Below are 23,981 nucleotides of genomic sequence, written 5' to 3'. Positions count from 1 at the left end.
GGAAAAACGGTCGTTCGAGCATCACGCCGAGAGTCGTCGGCGACCGTGACGCCAAACAGGACGTCGAGCGGAGGTGTTCAAGGCTGGTCCGCTTGAATGCGTCCCGGCGAGGCTGAGGCCGCCTGTCTCGGGCGATGAACCCTCAGCGGACCCGCGGCCCCAGCAGGATCACGGCGGTGCCGAGGAGGCAGAGCGCCGTGCCGCCGAGGTCCCAGCGGTCCGGCCGCTGGCCCTCCGCCGCCCACAGCCAGAGCAGCGAGGCCGCGATGTAGACGCCGCCATAGGCCGCGAAGGCCCGGCCGGCCGCCTCGCTCCCGACCCGCGTCAGCAGCACCGCGAACAGCACGAGGCTGACGAGGCCTGGCACCGCCCAGAGCGGCGAGCGGCCGAGGCGCAGCCACGCCCAGAAGGCGAAGCAGCCGGCGATCTCCGCCAGCGCCGCGGCGGCGTAGGCGAGGAGCGTCGTCATCCCGCGGGTCTCGCCCGGGCCGGACGCCCCGGGGCGGTCACACCCCGGTGCCGGCAGGCTTGGCGGCGCTCCGCGCCGGCTCGGGACGGCGCTGCGGCCCCGCCGGAGGCGGCGCGCCGATCAGCGACATCGGCGCGGCGGCCTGGGCGGTGCCCTCGGGCCGCGGCGGCGGCGGCTCGTTCACGGCCGGGTCGCCGGCTCTCGGCTTCCAGGCTTCCGCCGCGGCCTTGGCGGCCGCCAGGTCCTTGGGCGAGAGCTTCGCGGCGACCTCGTCGCGCTTGCGTCCCGCATCCTCGTCGCCCTGCGCGGCCGCGGCGGCGAACCAGCCGTAGGACTGGGAAAGGTCCTGCGAGGCGCCGAGCCCGCGGGCGAGCAGCACCGCGAGGTTGTACTGGCTGTCGCGAATGCCGAACTCGGCCGCGCGGCGGAACCATTGCGCGGCGGCGGCGTAGTCGGGCTTGCCGCCCGCGGCCCCCGATTCCGCCAGCATCACCGCGAGGTTGTGCATGGCGCGGACATGGCCCTGATCGGCGGCGCGGCCGTACCACAGGCGGGCCTGGCCGGCATCCCGGGTGACGCCCATGCCCTTCTCGTACTGGCTGCCGAGCCGGTACTGGGCCGGCGCGTAGCCGGCGGCGGCCAGCCGCTCGAACAGCTTGGCGGCGAGCGCGAGGTCGCGGACCATGCCCCGGCCGTCTCCGGCCCGGCTGGCGATCTCGTAGAGCGCGGTGCCGTCTCCCTCCAGCGCGGCTTGGCGCAGGGGCGCGAAGCTGGCCGGGAGTCCCGCGAGGTCCCCGCCGAGCGCGGCAGCGCTCGCGACCCGGGGCACCGCGGGCGCCTTCTCGACGGCCGCCGGCTTGTCGCTGCCCGGCGGCTCGGCCTGGGGCAGCGCGGAGGCGGATGGTGCGGCGGGCGCGGCCGGCTTCGTCTCCGGCGCGGCGAGCGCCTGCGTGGTCGGCGGGTCGATGGGCTTCGGAGGAGGCGACACGATCGGCGCCTGAGCCACGCTCGGAGCCGACGCGGGCGGCGGCTCGGCACTGCCGAACAGGCCGTTCACCGCCTGGAGCGTGCCCAGCGCGAGGACGATGGCCGCGAGGCCGAGGAGCAGCGGCCGGCGGCGGCGCTCCAGCGTGGCGCGCAACTGCCCCACCAACCCCGACGGCACGGCCGCGGGGGCCGCGCCCGGGTGAGCGGCGCGCGCGGCATCGGCACCGCTCCCGGCGGCCTCGGCCGCCGCGGCCTGCGCCGCCCGGCGGGCCGCCGCGATGAAGTTCGCCTTGATGTCGCCGGCGGGGAGTTCGGGGGCCGCGCCGGCCGCGGGCGCGGCGCTCGCCGCCGGGGCGGACCGGGACACGCGCGGGCGGATGGCGCCCGGCTCCAGCATCTCCTCGGAGGGGCGCGCCGGGGCGGCCTGCGCCGCGGCGGCCGGACGCGCGTCGCGCCGGCGCTGGGCCGGATCGGACGCCGCCTCCTCGGGCCGCGCCCGTTCTCCCTCCATCTGGCTCAGCCGCGAGACGAGGCGTTCGAGCGCCGTGTGGACGCCCTCCATGGTGGCCTGCATCCGCCGCTCGGAGGCGTCCTGCTGCGCCTTGAGGTCGGCGAGCGTGGCCTGCAGCGACCCGAGCTGGGCCGAGCCCGGGCCCGTCCCGGAGGGCAGCCCGCTGCCGATCGTGTCGGCGACGGCGTGCCGGGCCGCGCGCTCCACCGCGGCCTGGATCGGCGCCTCGTCGCGCAGCATCGCCACCTGGGCGAGCAGGTCGCCCATCGTGCGCTCCAGCCCCGCCAGGGCCGGATCGCTGCCGCGGGTGTCGATGCGCTTGGCGAGCGCCAGCACCTGCTTCTCGAGCCCGTCGAGGGCGTCGCTGCCCGCGCCCTGCCCGACCCGGTCGAGTTTCTCGGCGAGGCCGCGCAGCATGCCGTGGATCGACGCGAGGTCGCCCCCGGCCAGCGCCGGGCTGCGCAGCGAATCGCCGATCTGCTCCAGGCGCTCGATGACGTCGCCGACCGGGCCGGCCGCCGCCATCGTGTCGACCTTGGCCGACAGGGCATCGATGCGCCCGAGGATGTCGTCCGTCGCGGCCTCGGGAATCTCCCGGGCGGCGGTCTGGGCGCGCAGCTCGTCGATCTTGCGGTCGAGGCCGGCGATGCTCCGGGTCAGGTCCGGCGAGGCGGCCTCGGCGGGCGCGCGCAGGCCGCTGCGGATTTCTTCCAGCAGCGGCCGGAGTTCGGCGACGACGGGCCCGTCCTCGCCCGCGCCGCCGCTGTGCGAGGCCGCGATCTGGAGGCTCAGCTCCTCCACCGTGCGGGCGAGGCTCTGGATCCGCTCGGGCTCGGCGAGCGCCGCCACTTGGCGGCGGATGGCATCCAGCTCGCGAAACAGGTTGGAGATCGCGTCGCGGTTGGCGAGGCTGTTGACGTCGCTGGCGTTGAGCGCGCCGTCGACCCGGCGGGCGAGCCGCTCCACGTCCTGCGTGACGCGGGCGTGCACGTTGGCGGCGACGTCGTCGGCGAGGCGCGCCACCTGCACGCGCATCAGGTCGATCGGTCCGACGATGGCCGCGAGGTCCTCGGGCTGGCGCGCCCGCTGCACCTCGGCGGTCATCGTGCGGACGGCGTGCTCCAGCGCGCCGAGGTCGCGGCTCGTGGCGAGCCCGGTGACCGCCTCGCGCAGGCGCGAGGTCTCGGCCTGGAGATTCGCGATGGCGGGCGACAGGGTCTCGGCGGCGGCCTCGGACGTCTCGGCCACCCGCGCGAGGTCGCGGCGCATGGCCGTCATGAGATCGGCCGCATCCTCCTCGCCGTCGTCGAGCTGCTGCTGGCGCTGGCGGATCTCCGCCACGGCCGCGCGCAGCTCGTCCTGCACCGGCAGGCCGCGCCGTCCGATCGGCCGCTGGCCGCTGGCCGCGATCCGCTCGCCCAGAGCGGCGATGCGCTGCTCGAACTCGGCCAGCATGGTCTGGAGGCCGGCCGATCCGTCGGCGCCGCGGGCCGCCCGCAGGGCCTCGCCGAGCCGGCTCTCGATGCCCTCCACGGCGCGCACGATCGCCTGGTCGATGGCCTCGCGGTTCTCGGACAGCCGCCGGTCGAGCTCGGTCGTCACTAGGGCTTCGAGGCGGCGCGGGTCGGTCTCGCCCGTGCGGTCACGCAGCAGGGTGAGCACCCGCCCCTCGATGTCGCCGGCCACCCGCTCCACGCTGCGGTGGGTGGAGGCGGCACTGGCGTCGAGGCGGCGGTCGATCTCGTCGAGGCGCTGCGTCATCGCCGAGAAGGCCGCGGCGAGGCCGGGCGCGGCCTCTTGCTTCCCCTCGGCCGGCTCCCACCCTCGCACCGGGTCGGCCCGCTCGCCGGACGGGCGCTCACCGGATGGACGCTTGGCGGGACGCCGCGGCAGCGGCCGCTCGGCCTGCCGCTCGAAGCGAGGCCGCGGTGCGCCGCGGGAGGCGTCGCGCGAGATCGCGACCGCGAGCCACTCGTCGAGCGACAGGCCTGCCCGCCGCGCCGCTTCGCGCGCCGCCTCCCGCACGTCGGGATCGAAGGCATCGAAGCTCGGGGGTGCGTTCCGTCTCATGGGCGGCTCTGGACTCGCGAGAGGCGGGGCCGGGTCCGCGGGGTGAACGCGGTCGGTCCGATGCAGACCTGAATTCCTGGTCAATGACAGAGAGCCGAACGGCCTCAGGGCGACCTTCCTTCGGATAGGGTAAACAAGCTGTTAAGCCGGAGCCGCGCCGGCCGGCGCCACTGCGGGACGGGGCTTGACCGTATCGGCCTTTTGCGTCCTTTCTGCTCACAACTCCTGGGAGTGGCCATGGGTGCGTGCGGCACCTCCTGCGGGATCGGGGCGGGTTGAAGGGTGCGTTACGGTAACCATTTTTCGGACCTAACGCTTTGATTCGGCGAAGGTTTAACCGTATGTAACACACGCTCAAGTTGACTTAACCTTTCCCTAAGGTAGCTCAACTGAGCTTGTTTGTGTCACAGTACGTCACGAGGCGGCGTGCGCCGTCCTGGCTTTTGGACCCAACCGGGGGGTTGATGGCATGGCTTACGAACGACAGAGCGACGTGATGAGGGCCGCAGGCGGGCGCTCCGGAACGACAGCGCGGGGCGGACGCGGTCCTGCTGCGCGCACGGCTGCTCCCGCCACCCTCACCATCGGCGACTTGGCCGAGGAGTTCGGCGTGACGCTGCGGGCGCTGCGCTTCTACGAGGCCAAGGGCCTGCTCCACCCGCAGCGCCGGGGCACCACGCGCCTCTACACCGAGGACGACCGCACGCGACTCGCCACGATCCTGCGCGGCAAGGAACTCGGCTTCACCCTGCGGGAGATCGCCGCGATGGTGGACGGCGAGGAGATCGGCGAGCCCGGCGGGCAGCCGTCCCTCACCCTCTCGCCCGCGCAGGTCGAGGAGCAGATCGCGCATCTGGAGAACCAGAAGGCCGAGATCGAGCGTGCGCTCGCGGCGCTCCGGAACTACGGCAAGCCCAAGACCAGCGCCTGATCCACCAGCGCCTGACGCGAGGCGGCCCCGGGCGTGCGCCGGGGTCGTCCGACCTGAACCGGATTCCCCCTTCCCTACTGCGCCCAGATAGTTTACATGTGAACTATCTCGTGGCGGCACAGCCGCGGACCAGGGTGGGAGAAGGGGTTCCATGCCGAGCTACAAGGCACCCGTGGAGGACATCCTGTTCCTCCTCAACGACGTGTTCGGGTTCGAGCGGTACAACAACCTGCCGGGCTTCGCGGACGCGTCGCCCGACGTCGTCGAGGCGATCCTTCAGGAAGGTGCGAAGCTCTGCGAGGAGGTGCTGGCGCCCCTGAACCTGCCGGGCGACGCCGAGGGCTGCACCCGCCGCGAGGACGGCACCGTCACGACGCCCAAGGGCTTCAAGGCCGCCTACGACGCCTATGCGGGCGGCGGCTGGATGGGGCTGTCGATGCCGGCCGAGTACGGCGGCCAGGGCCTGCCCCACACCCTCAACAGCGTGATGCAGGAATTCACCTCGGCGGCGAACCTCGCCTTCGGGATGTATCCGGGCCTGACCCAGGGCGCGATGGCGGCGCTGCTCGTCCACGGCACGGAGGAGCAGAAGCGGACCTACCTGCCCCGGATGGTCGAGGGCGCCTGGACCGGCACCATGAACCTGACCGAGCCGCATTGCGGCACGGATCTGGGCCTGCTCAAGACCCGCGCGGTGCCCAACCCCGACGGCTCCTACAGCATCACCGGCACCAAGATCTTCATCTCGGCCGGCGAGCACGACCTGTCCGACAACATCATCCACCTCGTGCTCGCCCGCATCGAGGGGGCGCCGGCCGGCACCAAGGGCATCTCGCTCTTCGTGGTGCCGAAGGTGCTGGTGAACCCGGACGGCAGCCTGGGCGAGCGCAACGGCGTGTCCTGTGGCTCGATCGAGCACAAGATGGGCATCCACGCCAACGCCACCTGCGTGATGAACTACGATTCGGCGACGGGCTGGCTCGTCGGCGAGGCCAATCGCGGCCTCAACGCCATGTTCGTGATGATGAACGAGGCGCGCCTCGCGGTGGGCATCCAGGGCCTCGGCCAGTCGGAGGTCGCCTACCAGAACGCCGTCGCCTACGCCAAGGACCGGCTCCAGGGCCGCGCCCTCACGGGCGCCAAGGCGGCCGACAAGCCCGCCGATCCGATCATCGTGCATCCGGACGTGCGCCGCGCCCTGATGACGATCCGCGCCTTCAACGAGGCTGCCCGCGCCCTGGTGCTCTGGACCGCGCTCCAGGCCGACATCGCCCACCGCTCCGACGACCCGGCCGAGCGGCAGGCCGCCGAGGACCACATGGGCCTGATGACCCCGGTGGTGAAGGGCGTGCTCACCGACAAGGGCTTCGACAACGCGGTGGCGGCCCAGCAGATGTTCGGCGGCCACGGCTACATCGAGGAATGGGGGATGTCGCAGTTCGTCCGCGACGCCCGCATCACGCAGATCTACGAGGGCGCCAACGGCATCCAGGCGATGGACCTCGTCGGCCGCAAGCTGCCGCGCGACGGCGGCCGGGCGATGATGCGCCTCCTCCAAGAGATCGACACCTTCTGCAAGGAGAACGCGGCCGAGGCGGCGTTGAAGCCCTATCTCGGGCCCCTCGCCGCCGCGGTCGGCGACCTGCAGAAGGCGACGATGTGGCTGATGCAGAACGCGATGGCCAAGCCCGACAACGCGGGCGCGGCGGCCACGGACTACATGCACCTGATGGGCCTCGTGGCGCTCGGCTACATGTGGGCGCGCATCGCCCGGGCGGCGGTGACGGCCAAGGCCGAGGGCCGTGGCGCGGAATCCCGCATGGACGCCAGGCTCGCCACCGGACGCTTCTTCATGGAGCGGATGCTGCCCGAGACCGCGACCCGGCTCGCGCGCATCTCGGCCGGCGCCGATGCCGTCATGGCGCTCCCGGCGGAGATGTTCTAGCCTGAAGCACCAGCCCGGAGCCGCCGCCGATGGCCGAACCCGAGAACCTCGTGCTGGAGCATCTGCGTGCGATCCGCGCCTCGATCGAGCAGCTTGAGGCCCGCTTCGAGGCGCGCTTCGACGGTGTCGACACCCGTTTGGATGCCGTCGAACACCGCCTCGACGGCCTCGAGACGCGCCTCGACGGTCTGACGCACGCGGTGATCGCCGGATTCGGCGCCCTCGTCCATCGCCTCGACGGCCACGAGAAGCGGATCATCCGCCTCGAAGCGGACCGCGCCTGACGCGCCCTCGCCCCTTGGCGGAACGGCCTGAATGCCGTTCCGCCGGAGCCCCTGTCCTTGCATCGTTTCCGCTGCCGAACCGGTGCCGCCTCGGCCGACGATGCATGGATCCCTTCCGCGGTCCGGCGTCGAGCCGGACGGCCCGCGCCATCCAGGGAAGACGTCCCATGCCCGACGCCTACATCTACGACCACGTCCGCACGCCCCGCGGCCGCGGCAAGCCCGACGGCTCGCTCCACGAGGTCACGGCCCTGCGCCTCGCCGAGACGGCGCTGCGCGCCCTCAAGGAGCGCAACGGACTCGACAGGGCCACGGTCGACGACGTGGTGCTGGGCTGCGTCGACCCGGTCGGCGAGGCGGGCGGCGACATCGCCCGGGCGGCCGCCCTCGTGGCCGATTACGGCGAGCACGTGCCGGGCGTGCAGCTCAACCGCTTCTGCGCCTCGGGCCTCGACGCGGTGAACTTCGCGGCCGCCCAGGTGATGAGCGGCCAGCACGACCTGACGGTCGGCGGCGGCGTCGAATCGATGAGCCGCATCGGGCTCGGCGCCTCGGGCGGCGCCTGGCCGGTCGACCCGGCGATCGCCGTGAAGTCCTACTTCATGCCCCAGGGCGTGTCGGCGGACCTGATCGCTACCAAGTACGGCTTCTCGCGCGACGCCTGCGACGCCTACGCGGTGGAATCGCAGAAGCGCGCCGCCCGCGCGTGGCAGGAGGGCCGCTTCACGAACGCGGTGGTGCCGGTGCGCGACGTGAACGGCCTGACGCTGCTGGCCACCGACGAGCACATGCGGCCCGCCACCGACATGCAGACCCTGGGCGCCCTCAAGCCGTCCTTCGCCCAGATGGCGCAGATGGGCGGCTTCGAGGCGGTGGCGATCGCCGCCCATCCGGAGGTCGAGGTCCTCGACCACGTCCACCACCCGGGCAATTCCTCGGGCATCGTGGACGGCGCCGCCGCGGTGCTGATCGGCTCGCAGGAGGCCGGGACGGCGGCGGGCCTGCGGCCGCGTGCGCGCATCCGCGCCTTCGCCAATATCGGCTCCGATCCGGCGCTGATGCTCACCGGGCCGGTCGACGTCACCCGCAAGGTGCTCGCGCGCGCCGGAATGACCCTCGACGACATCGACCTGTTCGAGGTCAACGAGGCCTTCGCCTCGGTGGTCCTGCGCTTCCAGCAGGCCTTCGACCTCGATTCCAGCAAGGTCAACGTCAACGGCGGCGCCATCGCGATGGGGCACCCGCTCGGGGCGACCGGCGCGATGATCCTCGGCACGGTGCTGGACGAACTGGAGCGCACGGGCCGGTCCACCGCCCTCGTCGCCCTCTGCATCGGCGCCGGCATGGGCACCGCCACGATCATCGAGCGGGTGTGAGGGACCGCGCCGGGGCCGCCGGGCGGACACGGCATCGTGTCCCAAGGGGGTGCTTGACGATGGCCGGGCGAGCGGGCCTTCCGTGCGCGGCGTCGACCCCCCAACGAGGAACCATTCATGACGAAGACCTTACCCCTGCTCGGCCTCGCGCTGGCCCTCGCACTCGGCTCGGCCGCGCAGGCGGATGAGCGCGTGGCGCTCGCCCGCGGCATCGTCGAGGCGACCGTGACCAAGAACCTCGGCGCGGCCTTCCAGCAGGCCCGGGAGCGCTCCCTCGCCGCCCTGCCGCCCGAGCAGGCCGACCGCCTGCGCGCGGAGCTGGACAAGGGCTTCGCGGACGAGCGCACCAAGCTCTTGGACGAGCTCTCCAAGGAGTACGCCCAAAAATTCAGCACGGACGAACTCAAGCACATCGCCAAGATCTACGAGGACCCGATCTACCAGAAGTTCCAGGCGGTCAACGCCGATCCGAACTCCCTGGCCTCGACCATCACCAAGACCGCCGTGACCAGGATGATGAACATGCTGGCGATGGCGACGATGTCGCAGCAGCAGCCGGGCGCCGGCCCGGTCCCCCCGAAACAGTGACGCGCGGACGGCCCGCGGCGCGCATCGGCCGCCGCGGGCGCCTCACCCGCCCGGACGACGCCTGACGAGGACGCCCCGATGGACCTCACCCATTTCCGCTTCGAGATCGATTCCGACGGCATCGCGCTCGCGACCTGGGACATGCCCGGCCGCTCGATGAACGTCATCACGCCGGAGGTGATGGCGGAGCTCGACCGCATCGTCGACGCGGTGACGGGGGACGCGGCCGTGAAGGGCTGCGTCGTCACCTCGGGCAAGGACACGTTTTCGGGCGGCGCCGACCTGACGATGCTCCAGGGTCTCGGGGCCGAGTACGCGCGGCTCGCGCGCGAGCGCGGCGAGGAGGAGGCGATGCGCTTCTTCTTCGAGGAATCGCGCCGGCTGACGCTACTCTACCGCAAGATCGAGACCTGCGGGAAGCCGTTCGCGGCGGCGGTGCACGGCACCTGCCTCGGCGGGGCGTTCGAACTCGCCCTCGCCTGCCACTTCCGGATCCTGTCGGACGACGACCGGACCCGCGTCGGCCTGCCGGAGATCAAGGTCGGGCTCTTCCCCGGCGCGGGCGGCACCCAGCGCGTCGCCCGGCTGATGCAGACCGGCGACGCCCTGCAGATGCTGTTCAAGGGCGAGCAGATCCGCCCGCTCATGGCCCGCAACATGGGCCTCGTCCACGCGGTGGCCAAGCGCGACGAGATCGTCGCGCAGGCCAAGGACTGGATCCGTAACGGCGGCTCGGCGGTCGCGCCCTGGGACCAGCCGAAATTCAAGGCGCCCTCCGGCAAGGTCTACTCGCCGGCCGGGATGATGACGTGGCCGCCCGCCAACGCCATCTACCGCCGCGAGACGCACGACAACTACCCGGCCGCGAAGGCGATCCTGCAATCGGTCTACGAGGGCCTGCAGCTGCCGATGGACCTCGCGCTCAAGGTCGAGAGCCGGTACTTCGCCAACATCCTGCGCTCGCCGCAGGCCGCCGCGATGATCCGCTCGCTGTTCGTCTCGATGGGCGAACTCAACAAGGGCGCGCGCCGCCCCGAGGGCGTGGGTGCGACCGCGATCCGCCGGGTCGGCGTGGTCGGCGCGGGCTTCATGGGGGCGGGCATCGCCTACGTCACGGCTCAGGCCGGCATGGAGGTGGTGCTGGTGGACCAGTCCGCCGAGGCGGCCGAGAAGGGCAAGGCCTACGCCCACAAGCTCGTCTCCGACCAGATCATGAAGGGCCGCGCCAAGACCGCGGACCGCGACGCGCTGCTCGCGCGCATCACCGCCACCGCGGAGTACGGGGATCTTGCCGGCTGCGACCTCGTGATCGAGGCCGTGTTCGAGGATCCGAAGGTCAAGGCCGAGGTGATCGCCAAGGTCGAGGCCGCGATCGGTCCCGAGGCGATCTTCGCCTCCAACACCTCGACGCTGCCGATCAGCGGGCTCGCCCGCTCCTCCGGCCGACCGGCCCAGTTCATCGGCATCCACTTCTTCTCGCCGGTCGAGAAGATGCTGCTCGTCGAGATCATCATGGGGCAGGAGACCGGCGAGCGGGCGCTGGCCACCGCCCTCGACTACGTGCGGGCGATCAGGAAGACGCCGATCGTGGTGAACGACGCGCGCGGCTTCTTCGCCAACCGCTGCGTCGGGGCCTACGTCCTCGAAGGCCACCTGATGCTCGCCGAGGGCGTGCCGCCGGCGATGATCGAGAATGCGGGCCGGCAGGCCGGCATGCCGGTGGGGCCGCTCTCCCTCAACGACGAGGTCGGGGTCGATCTCGGCCTCAAGATCCTCAAGGCCACGAAGGCGCAGCTCGGCGACGGCGCGGTCAACCCGGTGCAGGAGCGCCTGCTGACCGCCCTGGTCGAGACGGAGGGCCGGCTCGGCCGCAAGAACCGCAAGGGTTTTTACGACTACCCGGCCGAGAAGGGGCCGAAGCGGCTCTGGCCCGGCCTCGCGGATCTCGCGGGCGCGCGGCTCGACCCCGACTCGGTCGATTTCGCCGAGCTGAAGCAGCGCCTCTTGGTGGCTCAGGCGGTGGAGGCCGCGCGCGTCTACGGCGAGGGCGTGGTCACCGATCCGCGCGAGGCCGATGTCGGCTCGATCCTCGGCTTCGGCTTCGCGCCGTTCACGGGCGGCGTCCTGTCCTACATCGACGGCATGGGCGCCCGCCGCTTCGTGGAACTGTGCCGGGCGCTGGAGGCCAAGCACGGCGCCCGCTTCGCGCCGCCGCAGAGCCTCGTGGCGATGGCCGAGAGCGGTGGGCGGTTCTACGGCAAGGCGGAGAAGCAGGCCGCCTGACGCGGCCGGGACGTCCGGCATGGGACGGCATCCCGCACTGCCATCTGCCTGAGATGAAGTCCTGGCAGGGACGCTTCCGCGGCACGGCCGGGAGGGCGGGATGGACGGAGTGGCGGGCGAGGCCCGGATACGCACGGTCGCGCTCGTGACGAACGCCGCGTCCGGGTCGCTCGCCGAGCGCGGGCTCGATCCGGGTGCGCCCGCCGCCGCCCTGGCGGCCGCGGGCCTCGCGGTCCGGCCGGAGCCCGATCCCGCCCTGCCCCTCCGGGCGCGCCTGCGCGCCGCCGCCTCCCTCCCGGGCATCGATGCGCTGGTGGTCGCCGGGGGCGACGGGACGCTGGCTTGCGCCGCTCAGGCGCTCGCGGATACCGGCGCGGTGCTCGGCATCCTGCCGGTCGGGACGATGAACCTGCTGGCGCGGGATCTCGGCATCCCCCTCGACCTGAGAGCGGCGGCCGCGGTGATCGCGGGCGGGCGCGCCCGGGCCATCGATCTCGGCGAGGTCAACGGCCACGTCTTCGCGATCAATTCGGTGCTCGGCATGCCGGCCCGGATGGCCCGCTACCGGGAGGCCGAGCGCGGGCGCCTCAGCCTCGCGGGGCTCGCCCGCTTCCTCGCCGCGCTCCTGCGCAATCTCGGCCCGTCCGTCCGGATCGGCGCGCGCCTGACGATCGGCGGCGAGACCCGGCGCGTCCGCTTCCACACTTTCGCGGCGGTGGTGGGCGATTACCGCGAGGGGGTCGGCGAGGTTCTGAGCCGGGGGGAGGTCGACCGCGGGCGGTTCACGCTCTACCTCCTGGCGCGGCTGCCGGCGCGGCGCCTGCTGCGGCTCGGCCTGGGCTTCGCCGCCGGGGCGTGGCGCGCGCTGCCGGATCTCGACCGGCGCGAGGCGACGGACTTCACGCTCCACACCCGGCGCCCGAGCCTACGGGTGATGAACGACGGAGAAGCGATCCTGCTGGAAACACCCCTGACCTACCGCATCCGGCCCGGCGCCCTCCGGGTTCTCGTGCCCGCCGACGGGGCCGGGGCGTGAGGCGCATCGCCCACATCTCCGACCTGCATTTCGGGCGCGTCGATCCGGCGGCGGTCGAGGGCCTGCTGGCGGAGCTGAACCACGACGCGCCCGACCTCGTGATCGCCTCGGGCGACTTCACCATGCGGGCGCGCACCCGGGAATACGAGGAGGCCAGCGCCTTCCTGGCGCGGATTCTTCCGCCGGTGCTCGCCGTGCCGGGCAACCACGACATCTCGCCCTACCGGCTCTGGCAGCGCTTCGTCACCCCGTTCCGGCGCTACCGCCGCTTTATCGCGCCCGAGACCGAGCCGGTGTTTCAGGACGACGAGATCGCGGTGATCGGCCTCAACACCGTGCGGACCTGGGCGCCGGAGCGGGACTGGTCGCAGGGCAAGATCGCCCGGGCGCAGATCCGCCGCACCGAAAAGGTGCTGGCCGCCCTCCCCCCGCACCTCTTCCGGATCATCGTGGGCCACCACCCGTTCATCCCGCCGCCCTGGGATGCCGAGGCGCGCTTGGTCGGGCGGGCCGACGAGGCCCTGGCGGCCTTCCAGCGCCACCATGTCGGGCTCACGCTCGCGGGGCACCTGCACCGGGGCTATTCGCGCTTCGTCACGCCCACGCCGTCGGGGCCGCCGCGGGCGGTGATCGATCGCAGCGAGGCGCAGACCACCGGGACCCGGCTCCTCGCCGTGCAGGCGGGCTCCGCGACCTCGACGCGCCTGCGCGGCAACGAGCCCAACGCCTACAACCGCATCACCGTGGAGGGCGGCGGCGCCACCGTGCAGGTGCGGCTCTGGACCGGGAGCGGCTGGTGCGACGCGGCCGCCGCGGGCTCGGCGCGCTGCGCCTCCGACGAGGCGGCGGTCACCGGGCCGGCAGCACCGCCGTGACCTCGATCTCGACCTTCATCTCGGGCCGCAGGAGGCCCGCCACGACCACGAGCGTCGCGGCGGGCCGGGCCGCCCCCATCACCCGCCCGCAGACGGCGAGCACCGCTTCCGCGTCGGCCCGGTCCGTGACGTAGTAGGTGGCGCGCACCACCTGCTCCAGGGAGGAGCCGGCCTCGACGAGCACGGCCGCGATGGTGCGCCAGCAGGCCTCCGCCTGCGCGGCCACGTCCTCCGGCATGGTCATCGCCGTGTAGTCGTAGCCCGTCGTGCCGGCCACGAACACGAACCCGTCCTGCACCACGGCTCGGGAATAGCCGTAGGCCGCCTCGAAGGGCGAGCCGCCATCGATCCGCCTGCGCATGTCGTTTTCCCCGCCTTATCGATCCAGCCGCCGCGACCGGGGCCGGGTCAGGGCTTCAGCAGGCGCGCCAGCGCGACGATGGCACCCAGCATGATGATCGTCTGGAAGCCGACGGCGCCGACCACCCACTTGATGACGTCGGCCTTGGCCTCGGCGACCTGTGCCTTGATCTCGGCCTTGAGGGAGGTCTCGGTCGTCTTGAGGTCGTTGGCGACGCCCTTGATCTCGGCCCGCAGCACCGTCTCCACGCCCTTGATCTCGGCGCGCAGTTCGTTCTCCACTCTTTTGATCTCGGCGCGCAGTTCGCTTTCTACGCCCTTGATCTCGGCCCGTAGCACCGTCTCTACGCCCTTGATCTCCGTGCGCAGTTCGCTTTCTACGCCCTTGATCTCGGTGCGCAGTTCATTCTCCACGCCTTTGATCTCGGTGCGCAGCTCGTTCTCCACCCCTTTGATATCGGCCCGGAGATCGCTCCCCACGCGCGTGATCTCAGCCCGGACTTGAGTCTCCGAGGCCTTCAGGTCGGACCGGAGCGCAGCCTCCGTGGCTTTGAGGTCGGGCTTGGTGACGAGGTCGGCCTGCACCGCGTCGGAAATGGCCTCGGCAAATCCCTCCGCCTACTCGGGCGACAGCTTCGCCTTGTCGCGCAGGGTCCGGGCGAGCTTCAGCGTGTCGAAGGCGACGGCGGTCATCCGGGAGTCCTGCGCGCCCAGCCGGCGGCGCGGCCGATGATAGCAGCCGGTCCGGGCCGCGGCCATGCTTGCCGCTAGGGAAAATCCGCTTCGACCGGCAGGCCGGCGTCAGCCGACCTCGCTCCAGCCGGCAAACCCCGCGAGCGGTTCTTGATCGTAGGCCGCCATCAGCTCCCGCATGGCCTGCCCGTCGCCGAGGCGTCCGGCTTGCGCGAGCGCGGCCAGCCCCTCGAAGAAGCCTTCGCGGCGCAGGGCCGGTGTGAAGGTCAGGGTGAACCGCACCGGCCGGTCGCCGCGATTGGCGAAGGCGTGCGGCTCGCCGGGGCGCACCAGCAGGAAGCCGCCGGGGCCGAGCGCGACCTCCCGCTCGCCGAGCCGCAGGGACAGGGTGCCCTCGTGGACCTCGAACGCCTCGGTGAGCACCGCGTGACGGTGCAGGCCCGCGCCGGGCGAGCGCGGCGCCAGACTCATGCCGTAGATGCCGAGCGCGTCGTCGGTGGCCTCGCTGCGGGCGAGGTAGCGCACCTGCATCCGGCCGATCGTGACGCCGTCGTGGGGGCCGGGAGGGGAGTCCATGCGGGCGTCTCCAGGGAGGCTGCGGGCGGCGCATCGGGGCGGACCCGCGCCAGCGTCGAGACCAGATAGCAGCCGGAGCATCGGCGGCCACACCGACGCAACGAAAAGCCCCGCCCGGATCTCTCCGGGCGGGGCTGATCCCTCGCGGGTGGGGGCCGGCGTTACTCGGCCGCGACCTGATGGGCGGGCGAGCCGTCCGAGTAGGTCTCGGTGGCGAGGCGCTTGTGCGGCGCTGCGCGGCCCGGCAGCGGCGGCAGGGCCTTCGCCTTCTCCAGGTCGATGCCCGCGCCCTCGGCGACGCGACGGCCGTAATCCTCGTCCGCGTGCCAGAAGTGCCAGACCATCCGCAACTGGATGGCTTCCGGGCACTGCTTCATGTCGGCCACGAGGTTGGCGATCAGGTCCTCGCGCTCCCACGCCTCGAAGGAGCGGTAGCGGGCGCCGGCCTGGGTGTAGTCGTCCTCGGCGCGCGAGGTCTGGTAGCGGCCGAGGTTGCCCTGGACCGGCTGGTGGTAGTCGCGTGCCGGCTTGGGCGCTTCGCGCAGGCCCTCGGCCAGCGTGCTCGGCTCGTAGTTGATGTGCTTGTTCGGGCCGGTGCCGTCGACGGAGTACGTCATCTGCCCGTCGCGCTGGTTCGAGTAGACCTTCACGCCCGGCTGAGGCGCGTTGATCGGCAGCTGCAGGTAGTTCGGGCCGACGCGGTAGCGCTGCGTGTCCGAGTAGGACAGGGTCCGGCCCTGCAGCATCTTGTCGTCCGAGAAGTCGATGCCGTCCACGAGCACGCCCGTGCCGAAGGCCGACTGCTCCACCTCGGCGAAGAAGTTGTCGGGCACGCGGTCCAGCACCATCCGGCCGCACTTCAGCAGCGGGAACTGGTCCTCGGGCCAGCGCTTCGTGTCGTCGAGGGGATCGAACGACAGATGGTCGTTCGGGTCGTCCGGCATGATCTGCACGGCAAACTCCCACTCGGGGAAGTTGCCCTTGGAGATGTTGTCGTAGAGGTCACGGGTCGCGTGGCCGACATCCTTGGCCTGGATCTCGGAGGCCTGTTGCGAGGTCAGGTTCCGCACGCCCTGCTTGGGAATCCAGTGGAACTTGCAGAGCACCGCCTCGCCCTGGTCGTTGACCAGCTTGTAGGTGTTGACGCCCGAGCCCTCCATCTCGCGGTAGTTCGCCGGGATGCCCCAGGGCGACTTCAGCCACGTCACCATGTGGATCGCTTCGGGGTGCTGGGCCACGAAGTCGAAGAAGCGCCACGCTTCCTGCCGGTTCGTCACCGGGTCGGGCTTGAAGGCGTGGATCATGTCCGGGAACTTGATGGCGTCCCGGATGAAGAAGACCTTGAGGTTGTTGCCGACGAGGTCCCAGTTGCCGTCGACGGTCTTGAGCTTCACCGCGAAGCCGCGCGGATCGCGCTCGGTCTCGGGCGATTCCTTGGCGCCAGCCACGGTGGAGAAGCGCACGAAGACCGGGGTCTTCACGCCGGTCTCGTTGAGGACGCGGGCGCGGGTGTACTTGGAGGCCGGCTCGTCGCCGATCTTGCCGTAGGCCTCGAAGTAGCCGTGGGCGCCGGCGCCGCGCGCGTGCACCACGCGCTCCGGGATCCGCTCCCGATCGAAATGCGTGATCTTCTCGATGAACTGGTAGTTCTCGAGCGTGGCCGGGCCCCGCTCGCCGACCGTGCGCAGGCTCTGGTTGTCGCGGACCGGATGGCCCTGGCGGGTGGTCAGGATGGGGCGCTGGTCGCTCATGCTCGCTCCTGTTCGCATGAGGGGGGCGGGAAACCGCCCCCCGGAGTTCCGCAGGGACACGGGAGATAGGGACGGCCTCTTGCCGACCCAAGGACCCTGGAACTGGTCTGGTTCCGGTTTATGACCCGCGTGCGACCGCCTGACAAATGCATCATTGCGAAGCGCGTGATAGACGGCGTCTATGAACGTGGCCGGGCTGTCCCTTCGCGATCTCGAATACGTCGTTGCCGTCGCTGAGGAAAATCACTTCGGGCGGGCGGCGGAACGCTGCAACGTCAGCCAGCCGACCCTGAGCGTGCAGGTGCGCAAGCTGGAGGAGGCGCTGGGGCTCGTCCTGTTCGAGCGCACCAACCGGCGGGTGCTGATCACCCCCGGCGGGCAGGCAGTGGTGCGCCAAGCCCGGGTGATGCTGTCCGAGGCGCACCGGCTCCTGATGCTCGCCCGCGAGGGGCACGGGGCGCCGCTCGCCGGACGCCTCCAGCTCGCCGCGATCCAGACGCTCGGGCCCTACCTCTTCCCGCAGGTGCTGCGGCCGCTGCGCCAGGATTTCCCCCAGCTCTCGCTGGCGCTCAGCGAGGGCCGCACCGCCGAGATCCTGGAGGGGCTGCGCGAGGGCCGGCTCGACGCGGCCCTGGTCTCGCTGCCGATCCCGGAGGCGGGCCTCGCGGTGGCGCCGCTCTTCCGCGAGCCTTTCCTGATCGCCTGCCCGGCCGATCACGCCTTCGCGAGCGGGACCGCCCCGCGCGCCGCGGACCTCGCCGGGCCGGACCTGCTCCTCCTCGACGAGGGCAATTGCCTGCGCGACCAAGCCGTGGCGGCCTGCGGCGCAGGGCTTGGGGTCGGCCGGCACGCTACCAGCCTGGAGACCCTGCGCTCGATGGTGGCGGCGGGGGCCGGCTACACGCTCCTGCCGGCGCTCGCCGCACCGCACGGGCCCGATCCGAGCGGCCTCACGGTCTGCCGGCCCTTCGGGGACAACGGCCCGGACCGGGTGATCGCGCTGGTGTGGCGGGCCAGCGACCCGCGCGGCGAAGGCTTGGCGCGCCTCGCGGAGTTCTTTCGCGATCATGCGCCCGGCGCAACACTACCCTGCGTCAAGGACAGAGAGGCCCCCGTCCAATGAGGGTCGTCCGGAGGTCGACCGGATCACCCGAGGATGACTCCGGCCCGAATCGTGGATAGCGACGCTCCGAAACCCTGATCGCACATGAAGCCATTCCCCCCTCCCCCGGACCGGACCGCCCTGCATCCGGCCCTGCAATGGAGCATCCTGCTCGCCGTCTCGGCGCTCCTGTCGGCCGGGTTCTCGGCCGCTGGGTTCCCGGCGGCGCTGCTGCTCGGGCCGATGCTCGCCGCCATCGGCCTCGGGGTCTCGGGTGCCACGGTCCGGGTGCCGCAGCTCCCCTTCCTCGGGGCGCAGGCCCTGATCGGCTGCCTCGTGGCGCACGCGGTCAACGCCTCGATCATGCGCACGCTGATGGCGGACGGGGTGCTGATGCTGGCGGTGGTTTTGGTGACCGTGGCGGCGAGCGCGGCGGTGGGTCTCGTTCTCACCCGCATCCGGCTCCTGCCCGGCACCACTGCAGCCTGGGGTTCGTCCCCCGGGGCCGCCTCCGCGATGGTGGCGATGGCGGAGGAATTCGGGGCCGATCCGCGCCTCGTCGCCTTCATGCAGTACCTGCGGGTCGCCTGCGTGGCGCTCTCGGCCTCGGTGGTCGCGCGCCTGTGCGTGGGCGACGCGCCGGCTTCCGTGCCGGCGCCGGTGGGCGAGGCCGGGCCGCTCGCGGTCGCCGGCACCCTCGCGGTGGCGGTGATCGGCGCGTGGCTGGGCCGGATTTTGCGGATTCCGGCCGGCGCGATGATCGGCCCCCTGGTGATCGGCGCGACGCTTCACGCGACCGACCTCGCCAGCATGGGCCTTCCGGCGTGGCTCCTGGCGCTCGCCTATGCGGGCATCGGCTGGACCGTGGGCCTGCGCTTCACGCGCGCGACCGTGCGGGCGACGGTCACGGCCCTGCCGGGGGTGCTCGCGGCGACGCTCGGGCTGATCGCGCTGTGCGGCGCCTGGGCCTGGGGGCTGACCTTCATCCTGCCGATCGACCTCCTCACCGCCTTCCTGGCCACGAGCCCCGGCGGGCTCGACTCGGTGGCGATCATCGCGGTCGGCTCCGGCGCCGACGTGTCCTTCGTGCTCGCGGTCCAGACGCTGCGGCTCCTCGTCGTCATCCTGACCGGGCCCTGGGTGGCCAAGTGGATCGCCCGCAGCGCCAGCTGACACGGCCACGCTCGCATCGCTGCCCGAAAGGGGCTATGCGGCCGGCATGGCGGGATGCCGCGCGTCCCGCTCCGGTTCGGATGCCTCCCGTGCACGACTACATCAGGAAGATCCTCACCGCCCGCGTCTACGACGTGGCGAGCGAGAGCCCGCTCGATCCGATGCCCCGCCTCAGCGGCCGGCTGAAGGCCCCGGTGCTGCTCAAGCGCGAGGACCTGCAGCCGGTTTTTTCGTTCAAGCTGCGCGGGGCCTACAACAAGATGGCGGCTCTGCCGCCCGAGGCGCTGGCGCGCGGCGTCATCTGCGCCTCGGCGGGCAATCACGCCCAGGGGGTGGCGCTCGCCGCCGCCAAGCTGCAGGTGCCGGCCACCATCGTGATGCCCCGCACCACCCCGGCCATCAAGGTCGAGGCGGTGCGCGCGCGGGGCGGCACCGCGGTCCTGCACGGCGACGCCTTCGACGAGGCCTACGCGCACGCCAAGACCCTGGAGTCCGAGCAGGGGCTGACCTTCATCCACCCCTACGACGATCCCGACGTGATCGCCGGCCAGGGCACGGTCGGCATGGAGATCCTGCGTCAGCATTCCGGACCGATCGAGGCGATCTTCGTGCCGATCGGCGGCGGCGGGCTCGCCGCCGGCATCGCCACCTTCGTCAAGTTCCTGCGCCCCGAGACCAAGGTCTTCGGCGTCGAGCCCGACGACGCGGCCGGCATGGCGGCGGCCCTCAAGGCGGGCGAACGCGTGGTGCTGAACCAAGTCGGCCTGTTCGCGGACGGCGTGGCGGTGCGTCAGGCGGGGGCCGAGACCTTCCGGCTCTGCCGCGAGCACCTCGACGGCGTCGTCACGGTGGACACCGACGCGATCTGCGCGGCGGTGAAGGACGTGTTCGACGACACCCGCGCCATGTCCGAGCCCTCGGGCGCGCTCGCGGTGGCGGGGCTCAAGGAGTACGTGGCCCGCGGCGAGGGCCGCGGCGGGACCCTCGTCGCCATCAACAGCGGCGCCAACCTCAACTTCGACCGCCTGCGCCACATCGCCGAGCGGGCGGAGCTGGGCGAGCGCCGGGAGGTGCTCCTTGCCGTCACCATCCCGGAGCGGGCGGGCAGCTACCGGGCCTTCATCGAGGCGCTGGGACGCCGCGCGATCACCGAGTTCAACTACCGCTACGCGGAGGGGCTGGAGGCGCACATCTTCGTGGGCGTCCAGCTCCAGGGCCTGCCCGGCGAGAAGGCGGCGCTGGTCGCGAGCCTCACCGACCGCGGCTACCCGGTGCTCGACCTCAGCGACAACGAGATGGCCAAGGTCCACGTGCGCTACATGGTGGGCGGGCGCGTGCCGGGGCTCGCCGACGAGCGCCTGCTGCGCTTCGAGTTTCCGGAGCGGCCCGGCGCCCTGCTCCGGTTCCTCGACGGGCTCGGCGACATCTGGAACATCTCCCTGTTCCACTACCGCAACCACGGGGCCGATTACGGCCGGGTGCTGGCCGGCATCCAGGTGCCGGAGGCGGACCGCGACCGCTTCTCCCGCGCGCTCGCCGATCTTGGCTACCCGCATCACGACGAGAGCGACAACCCGGCCTACCGCCTCTTCCTCGACGGGAACGCGGCCGGCATGGAGGCGCTGCAGCCCGCCTGAGCGTTCGCCCGCACTCCCGGGTTGACGACGCCCCGCGCCGGGTTCACCTCTGCCGACCGATGCCGCCGCTCCTCGCGATCCCGTTCCCCGCCATCGACCCGGTCGCCGTCGCGATCGGCCCGCTCGCGATCAAGTGGTACGCGCTCGCCTACATCGTCGGGCTGGTGGGCGGCTGGTACTACGCCAAGCGCCTCGCCGCCGCCGCCTCGCTCTGGGGTCCGGTGCGGCGGCCCTCGGCGGCCGACATCGACGACCTGATCGTCTGGGTGGCGCTCGGCGTCGTGCTGGGCGGGCGCATCGGCTACGTGCTGTTCTACAACCTGTCGGCCTATCTCGCGAACCCCTCCGAGATCCTGGCGATCTGGCGCGGGGGCATGTCGTTCCACGGCGGCTTCCTCGGCGCGGTGCTGGCGCTGGTGCTCTTCGCCCGGGCGCGGGACCTCAACCCTTACGCGATGCTCGACCTCGCCGCCGTGGTGGTGCCGATCGGGCTGTTCTTCGGGCGCATCGCCAACTTCGTGAACGGCGAGTTGTGGGGCCGGCCCGCGCCCGACTTCCCCTACGCGGTCGTCTTCCCCGGCGGCGGTCCGGTGCCGCGCCACCCGAGCCAGCTCTACGAGGCGGCCACCGAGGGCCTGATCCTGTTCGTCGTGATGGCCTTCGCCGCGCGCCGCTTCGGCTTCCGGCGGCCGGGCCTGCTCGGGGGCATCTTCGTGCTCGGCTATGCCATCGCCCGCACCGCCTGCGAGGTTTTTCGCGAGCCCGACCCGCAACTCGGCTTCCTGTTCGGGACGCACTTCCCGGTGCTCGGCGGCGGCATCACCATGGGGATGCTGCTCTGCCTGCCGATGGCCCTCGTGGGCCTCGTCTTCATCGTGCGGGCGCTGCGGGGGGCGACCCGGCCCGTGCCGCGGCGGGGCGAGGAGCCGGTGGAATCCGGAGCCCCGTCGGCGTGAGCGCGCTCCTGGCGGAGCTGCGGGCGATGATCGCGCAGAACGGGCCGATTCCGCTCGACCGCTACATGGCGCTCTGCCTCGGCCATCCGGTGCACGGCTATTACCGCACCCGCGATCCGCTCGGCGCCTCCGGCGACTTCACGACGGCGCCCGAGATCAGTCAGATCTTCGGGGAGCTGATCGGCCTGTGGGCGGCCGAGGTCTGGCACGCGATGGGCCGGCCCGCACCCTGCCGTCTGGTGGAGCTCGGGCCGGGCCGCGGCACGCTGATGGCCGACGCGCTGCGCGCCGTCTCGACCGCGCTGCCGGCCTTCGCGGAGGCGATCGACCTGCACCTCGTCGAGACGAGCCCGGTGCTGCGCCGGGCGCAGGCCGCGCGCCTCGACGCCGCCGGCGTGCCGGCCACTTGGCACGAGGCCGCCGGGACGGTGCCGGACGGGCCGGCCCTGATCCTCGCCAACGAGTTCTTCGACGCGCTGCCGGTGCGCCAGTTCGAGCGGACCGCCCAGGGCTGGTGCGAGCGCCGGGTCGGCCTCGCGCCGGACGGCGCGCGCCTCGTCCTCGGCCTCGACCCGGATCCGACGCCCGGCCTGCCGGCCACCGCCGGCACGGGCGCGATCCTCACGCTGCCCTCCGTCGCCTTGAGCGAGATGCGCCGCCTCGCCGGGCGGCTCGCGCGCGGCGGCGGCGCGCTCCTGTGCGTCGATTACGGCGAGGTGCAGCTCGGCCTCACCGATACGCTGCAGGCGGTGCGCGGCCACCGTTTCGCCGACCCGCTCGCCGCACCCGGCGAGGCCGATCTCACCGCGCAGGTGGATTTCGGGGCGCTCGCCCGCGCGGCCGTCGAGGCCGGGGCGCGCCTGCACGGGCCGGTGACACAGGCCGAATTCCTGGGCGCGCTCGGCCTCGCGCAGCGCGCCGAGCGGCTCGCCGCCCGGGCCCGGCCGGACCAGGCCGGGGCGGTGACGGAAGCGGCCGCCCGGCTGGTCGATTCGTCGCGCACCGGCATGGGCCGTCTGTTCAAGGTTCTGGGCGTATCGGGGCCGGACCTGACCCATCTGCCGGCCCTCCCCTCCTCCACCCTCTCCGCCTAAGGCCTGACCGATGCTGATCGAAGCCCCCGCGCTCGGCGCGCTCCCCGGCCTGCGCCACGCCTTCTTCACCCGCCAGGGCGGCGTCTCGGAGGGGCTCTACGCCTCGCTCAACGGCGGGCTCGGCTCGGGCGACGACCCCGCCCGGGTCGTCGAAAACCGCCGCCGCATGACCGCACGGCTCGGCCTCGCGCCGGACGCCCTCGCGAGCCTCTACCAAGTGCATTCCGCCGAGGCCCTGGTGGTGGAGGCGCCCTTCACGGAGCGGCCGAAGGCGGACGGCATGGCGACGCGGGTGCCGGGTCTCGCGCTCGGCATCCTGACGGCCGATTGCGGGCCGATCCTGTTCGCCGATCCGGAGAACCGGGTCGTGGGCGCGGCGCATGCGGGCTGGAAGGGGGCGCTCACCGGGGTGATCGAGGCCACGCTGGCGGCGATGGAGGGGCTCGGCGCCGACCGCGCCCGGGTCACGGCCGTGCTCGGCCCGACCATCGGGGCCGGTGCCTACGAGGTCGGTCCCGAGTTCCGCCAGCGCTTCGAGGACTCTGCGGCCGATACCGCGCGCTACTTCGCGCCGAGCCTAGAGCGCCCCGGCCACAGCCTGTTCGACCTGCCCGCCTACATCGTCGCACGGCTCGAACGGGCGGGCGTCGGCACGGTCGCCGATCTGGGCCTGTGCACCTACTCGGACCCCGACCGCTTCTTCAGCTACCGGCGCACCACCCATCGCCGTGAGACCGATTACGGGCGCCTCGTGGCGGCGATTGCCCTGGCGCCGTAGGGCTGCATCCGCTCGATACGCCACCGGATGCAACTCTAAGTCATTGTTCTCGTGCGCACTCCGCGCTGCAGCGGACACCGGTTCGGGCGGAGCGCGACGAGGTGCCGTTTGCCTCTCGTTAAGCAACACGTCGAAAGCTTGGCAAAAAATTTTCGCCGCCGCGTGAACCTTAGCCATTCGACAGCGTTGAGGGCATAAGGAGCCAAGGGAATGCCCGCGACGAAAAGCCGATAAGGCCGCGGTCATCGTCACCAGCGTTGTCGCGAAGTCACAGCTTTCGCAAGGCTGCCGGGATATGTCGAAGGGACTGCCTCGGGTGATCGACCGGTATCAGCCGGCATCGCTCCAGGGCATAGTTGGAGGACCAGGATCATGAAGTCGCTTCTCAAGAGCGCAACCGCCCTGTCGGGCATGCTCATTGCCGGTTCCGCCCTCGCCGCGGACCTTCCACGCCGCGCGGCTCCGCCGCCGGTGTTCACGCCGGTTCCGGTGTTCACCTGGACGGG

General features: G+C 72.2%; 21 protein-coding genes. 14 read left to right on the top strand and 7 right to left on the bottom strand.

Annotated features, from left to right (window positions below; translation table 11 throughout):
- Nucleotides 1–142: 142 nt before the first annotated feature.
- Together ACKUB9_RS15305 and ACKUB9_RS15300 are read right to left on the bottom strand one after the other, a co-directional pair.
- Nucleotides 143–469, bottom strand: coding sequence for a YnfA family protein (locus ACKUB9_RS15305; RefSeq protein ID WP_407523467.1), 327 nt, complete (start codon nt 467–469; stop codon nt 143–145).
- A 37-nt stretch (nt 470–506) separates the two neighbouring features.
- Nucleotides 507–4,037 (bottom strand): hypothetical protein, encoded by a 3,531-nt coding sequence (locus ACKUB9_RS15300; protein WP_407523470.1) that lies wholly within the window; start codon nt 4,035–4,037, stop codon nt 507–509.
- Nucleotides 4,038–4,506: 469 nt separating this feature from the next.
- On the opposite strand from ACKUB9_RS15300, the gene ACKUB9_RS15295 reads away from it, so the two are divergent.
- From ACKUB9_RS15295 to ACKUB9_RS15260, 8 genes are all read left to right on the top strand, one after another.
- Nucleotides 4,507–4,968: a MerR family transcriptional regulator gene (locus ACKUB9_RS15295; protein ID WP_407523473.1), complete on the top strand. Its 462-nt coding sequence runs from the start codon at nt 4,507–4,509 to the stop codon at nt 4,966–4,968.
- A 151-nt stretch (nt 4,969–5,119) separates the two neighbouring features.
- Nucleotides 5,120–6,913, top strand: a complete 1,794-nt coding sequence (locus ACKUB9_RS15290) for an acyl-CoA dehydrogenase C-terminal domain-containing protein (RefSeq protein WP_407523476.1) — start codon at nt 5,120–5,122, stop codon at nt 6,911–6,913.
- A 29-nt stretch (nt 6,914–6,942) separates the two neighbouring features.
- On the top strand, nt 6,943–7,197 hold the full coding sequence (locus tag ACKUB9_RS15285) for a hypothetical protein (protein WP_407523479.1): 255 nt from the start codon (nt 6,943–6,945) through the stop codon (nt 7,195–7,197).
- 167 nt (nt 7,198–7,364) lie between these two features.
- Nucleotides 7,365–8,573 carry an acetyl-CoA C-acetyltransferase gene (locus tag ACKUB9_RS15280; RefSeq protein WP_407523482.1) on the top strand — a complete coding sequence of 403 codons (1,209 nt, stop codon included), beginning with the start codon at nt 7,365–7,367 and terminating at the stop codon, nt 8,571–8,573.
- Nucleotides 8,574–8,690: 117 nt separating this feature from the next.
- Nucleotides 8,691–9,161 carry a DUF2059 domain-containing protein gene (locus tag ACKUB9_RS15275; protein ID WP_407523484.1) on the top strand — a complete coding sequence of 157 codons (471 nt, stop codon included), beginning with the start codon at nt 8,691–8,693 and terminating at the stop codon, nt 9,159–9,161.
- 78 nt (nt 9,162–9,239) lie between these two features.
- Nucleotides 9,240–11,444 carry a 3-hydroxyacyl-CoA dehydrogenase NAD-binding domain-containing protein gene (locus ACKUB9_RS15270; RefSeq protein ID WP_407523488.1) on the top strand — a complete coding sequence of 735 codons (2,205 nt, stop codon included), beginning with the start codon at nt 9,240–9,242 and terminating at the stop codon, nt 11,442–11,444.
- A 100-nt stretch (nt 11,445–11,544) separates the two neighbouring features.
- Complete coding sequence (locus ACKUB9_RS15265; protein WP_407523490.1) at nt 11,545–12,480, top strand: diacylglycerol/lipid kinase family protein; 936 nt, start codon at nt 11,545–11,547, stop codon at nt 12,478–12,480.
- Complete coding sequence (locus ACKUB9_RS15260; protein ID WP_407523493.1) at nt 12,477–13,355, top strand: metallophosphoesterase family protein; 879 nt, start codon at nt 12,477–12,479, stop codon at nt 13,353–13,355. Before ACKUB9_RS15265 ends, ACKUB9_RS15260 begins: the two co-directional genes overlap by 4 nt.
- On the opposite strand, the gene ACKUB9_RS15255 is transcribed toward ACKUB9_RS15260, so the two are convergent.
- The 5 genes from ACKUB9_RS15255 to ACKUB9_RS15235 form a co-directional block, all read right to left on the bottom strand.
- Complete coding sequence (locus ACKUB9_RS15255; protein WP_407523496.1) at nt 13,330–13,716, bottom strand: RidA family protein; 387 nt, start codon at nt 13,714–13,716, stop codon at nt 13,330–13,332. The two genes, ACKUB9_RS15260 and ACKUB9_RS15255, sit on opposite strands and share 26 nt — an antisense overlap.
- A 47-nt stretch (nt 13,717–13,763) precedes the next feature.
- Nucleotides 13,764–14,300 carry a coiled-coil domain-containing protein gene (locus ACKUB9_RS15250; protein ID WP_407523498.1) on the bottom strand — a complete coding sequence of 179 codons (537 nt, stop codon included), beginning with the start codon at nt 14,298–14,300 and terminating at the stop codon, nt 13,764–13,766.
- Between the two features lie 33 nt (nt 14,301–14,333).
- Nucleotides 14,334–14,474 carry a hypothetical protein gene (locus ACKUB9_RS15245; RefSeq protein ID WP_407523501.1) on the bottom strand — a complete coding sequence of 47 codons (141 nt, stop codon included), beginning with the start codon at nt 14,472–14,474 and terminating at the stop codon, nt 14,334–14,336.
- Between the two features lie 42 nt (nt 14,475–14,516).
- Nucleotides 14,517–14,984, bottom strand: a complete 468-nt coding sequence (locus tag ACKUB9_RS15240) for a cupin domain-containing protein (RefSeq protein WP_407523504.1) — start codon at nt 14,982–14,984, stop codon at nt 14,517–14,519.
- Between the two features lie 161 nt (nt 14,985–15,145).
- Nucleotides 15,146–16,735: a catalase gene (locus ACKUB9_RS15235; protein WP_407523507.1), complete on the bottom strand. Its 1,590-nt coding sequence runs from the start codon at nt 16,733–16,735 to the stop codon at nt 15,146–15,148.
- 181 nt (nt 16,736–16,916) lie between these two features.
- Here ACKUB9_RS15235 and ACKUB9_RS15230 point away from each other — a divergent pair, with 181 nt between their 5' ends.
- From ACKUB9_RS15230 to pgeF, 6 genes are all read left to right on the top strand, one after another.
- Nucleotides 16,917–17,858 (top strand): LysR substrate-binding domain-containing protein, encoded by a 942-nt coding sequence (locus tag ACKUB9_RS15230; protein ID WP_407523510.1) that lies wholly within the window; start codon nt 16,917–16,919, stop codon nt 17,856–17,858.
- Nucleotides 17,859–17,942: 84 nt separating this feature from the next.
- The gene (locus ACKUB9_RS15225) at nt 17,943–19,010 is read left to right on the top strand and encodes an AbrB family transcriptional regulator (protein WP_407523513.1); all 1,068 of its coding nucleotides are present in this window, start codon (nt 17,943–17,945) and stop codon (nt 19,008–19,010) included.
- 89 nt (nt 19,011–19,099) lie between these two features.
- On the top strand, nt 19,100–20,647 hold the full coding sequence (ilvA, locus tag ACKUB9_RS15220; protein ID WP_407523515.1) for a threonine ammonia-lyase, biosynthetic: 1,548 nt from the start codon (nt 19,100–19,102) through the stop codon (nt 20,645–20,647).
- Nucleotides 20,648–20,706: 59 nt separating this feature from the next.
- The gene (gene lgt, locus ACKUB9_RS15215) at nt 20,707–21,603 is read left to right on the top strand and encodes a prolipoprotein diacylglyceryl transferase (protein ID WP_407523518.1); all 897 of its coding nucleotides are present in this window, start codon (nt 20,707–20,709) and stop codon (nt 21,601–21,603) included.
- 26 nt (nt 21,604–21,629) lie between these two features.
- Nucleotides 21,630–22,697, top strand: coding sequence for a class I SAM-dependent methyltransferase (locus ACKUB9_RS15210; RefSeq protein ID WP_407523542.1), 1,068 nt, complete (start codon nt 21,630–21,632; stop codon nt 22,695–22,697).
- A gap of 10 nt (nt 22,698–22,707) precedes the next feature.
- Nucleotides 22,708–23,475, top strand: coding sequence for a peptidoglycan editing factor PgeF (gene pgeF, locus ACKUB9_RS15205; RefSeq protein WP_407523521.1), 768 nt, complete (start codon nt 22,708–22,710; stop codon nt 23,473–23,475).
- Nucleotides 23,476–23,981: the final 506 nt, after the last annotated feature.

It is taken from the genome of Methylobacterium oryzisoli (genome assembly GCF_046557895.1).
Taxonomy (GTDB): domain Bacteria; phylum Pseudomonadota; class Alphaproteobacteria; order Rhizobiales; family Beijerinckiaceae; genus Methylobacterium; species Methylobacterium oryzisoli.
Note: the sequence above shows the minus strand (reverse complement) of the source record. Positions and strands in the feature narration are given on the sequence as shown.

What these genes read in the sequence shown, in the direction of transcription:
- lgt (WP_407523518.1), top strand. Translation starts at nt 20,707, where the DNA reads ATGCCGCCGCTCCTCGCGATCCCGTTCCCCGCCATCGACCCGGTCGCC.
- pgeF (WP_407523521.1), top strand. Translation starts at nt 22,708, where the DNA reads ATGCTGATCGAAGCCCCCGCGCTCGGCGCGCTCCCCGGCCTGCGCCAC.
- ACKUB9_RS15270 (WP_407523488.1), top strand. Translation starts at nt 9,240, where the DNA reads ATGGACCTCACCCATTTCCGCTTCGAGATCGATTCCGACGGCATCGCG.
- ACKUB9_RS15300 (WP_407523470.1), bottom strand. Translation starts at nt 4,037, where the DNA reads ATGAGACGGAACGCACCCCCGAGCTTCGATGCCTTCGATCCCGACGTG.
- ACKUB9_RS15255 (WP_407523496.1), bottom strand. Translation starts at nt 13,716, where the DNA reads ATGCGCAGGCGGATCGATGGCGGCTCGCCCTTCGAGGCGGCCTACGGC.
- ACKUB9_RS15305 (WP_407523467.1), bottom strand. Translation starts at nt 469, where the DNA reads ATGACGACGCTCCTCGCCTACGCCGCCGCGGCGCTGGCGGAGATCGCC.
- ACKUB9_RS15245 (WP_407523501.1), bottom strand. Translation starts at nt 14,474, where the DNA reads ATGGCCGCGGCCCGGACCGGCTGCTATCATCGGCCGCGCCGCCGGCTG.
- ACKUB9_RS15240 (WP_407523504.1), bottom strand. Translation starts at nt 14,984, where the DNA reads ATGGACTCCCCTCCCGGCCCCCACGACGGCGTCACGATCGGCCGGATG.
- ACKUB9_RS15290 (WP_407523476.1), top strand. Translation starts at nt 5,120, where the DNA reads ATGCCGAGCTACAAGGCACCCGTGGAGGACATCCTGTTCCTCCTCAAC.
- ACKUB9_RS15235 (WP_407523507.1), bottom strand. Translation starts at nt 16,735, where the DNA reads ATGAGCGACCAGCGCCCCATCCTGACCACCCGCCAGGGCCATCCGGTC.
- ACKUB9_RS15275 (WP_407523484.1), top strand. Translation starts at nt 8,691, where the DNA reads ATGACGAAGACCTTACCCCTGCTCGGCCTCGCGCTGGCCCTCGCACTC.
- ACKUB9_RS15265 (WP_407523490.1), top strand. Translation starts at nt 11,545, where the DNA reads ATGGACGGAGTGGCGGGCGAGGCCCGGATACGCACGGTCGCGCTCGTG.
- ACKUB9_RS15210 (WP_407523542.1), top strand. Translation starts at nt 21,630, where the DNA reads ATGATCGCGCAGAACGGGCCGATTCCGCTCGACCGCTACATGGCGCTC.
- ACKUB9_RS15285 (WP_407523479.1), top strand. Translation starts at nt 6,943, where the DNA reads ATGGCCGAACCCGAGAACCTCGTGCTGGAGCATCTGCGTGCGATCCGC.
- ACKUB9_RS15280 (WP_407523482.1), top strand. Translation starts at nt 7,365, where the DNA reads ATGCCCGACGCCTACATCTACGACCACGTCCGCACGCCCCGCGGCCGC.
- ACKUB9_RS15295 (WP_407523473.1), top strand. Translation starts at nt 4,507, where the DNA reads ATGGCTTACGAACGACAGAGCGACGTGATGAGGGCCGCAGGCGGGCGC.
- ACKUB9_RS15230 (WP_407523510.1), top strand. Translation starts at nt 16,917, where the DNA reads ATGAACGTGGCCGGGCTGTCCCTTCGCGATCTCGAATACGTCGTTGCC.
- ACKUB9_RS15225 (WP_407523513.1), top strand. Translation starts at nt 17,943, where the DNA reads ATGAAGCCATTCCCCCCTCCCCCGGACCGGACCGCCCTGCATCCGGCC.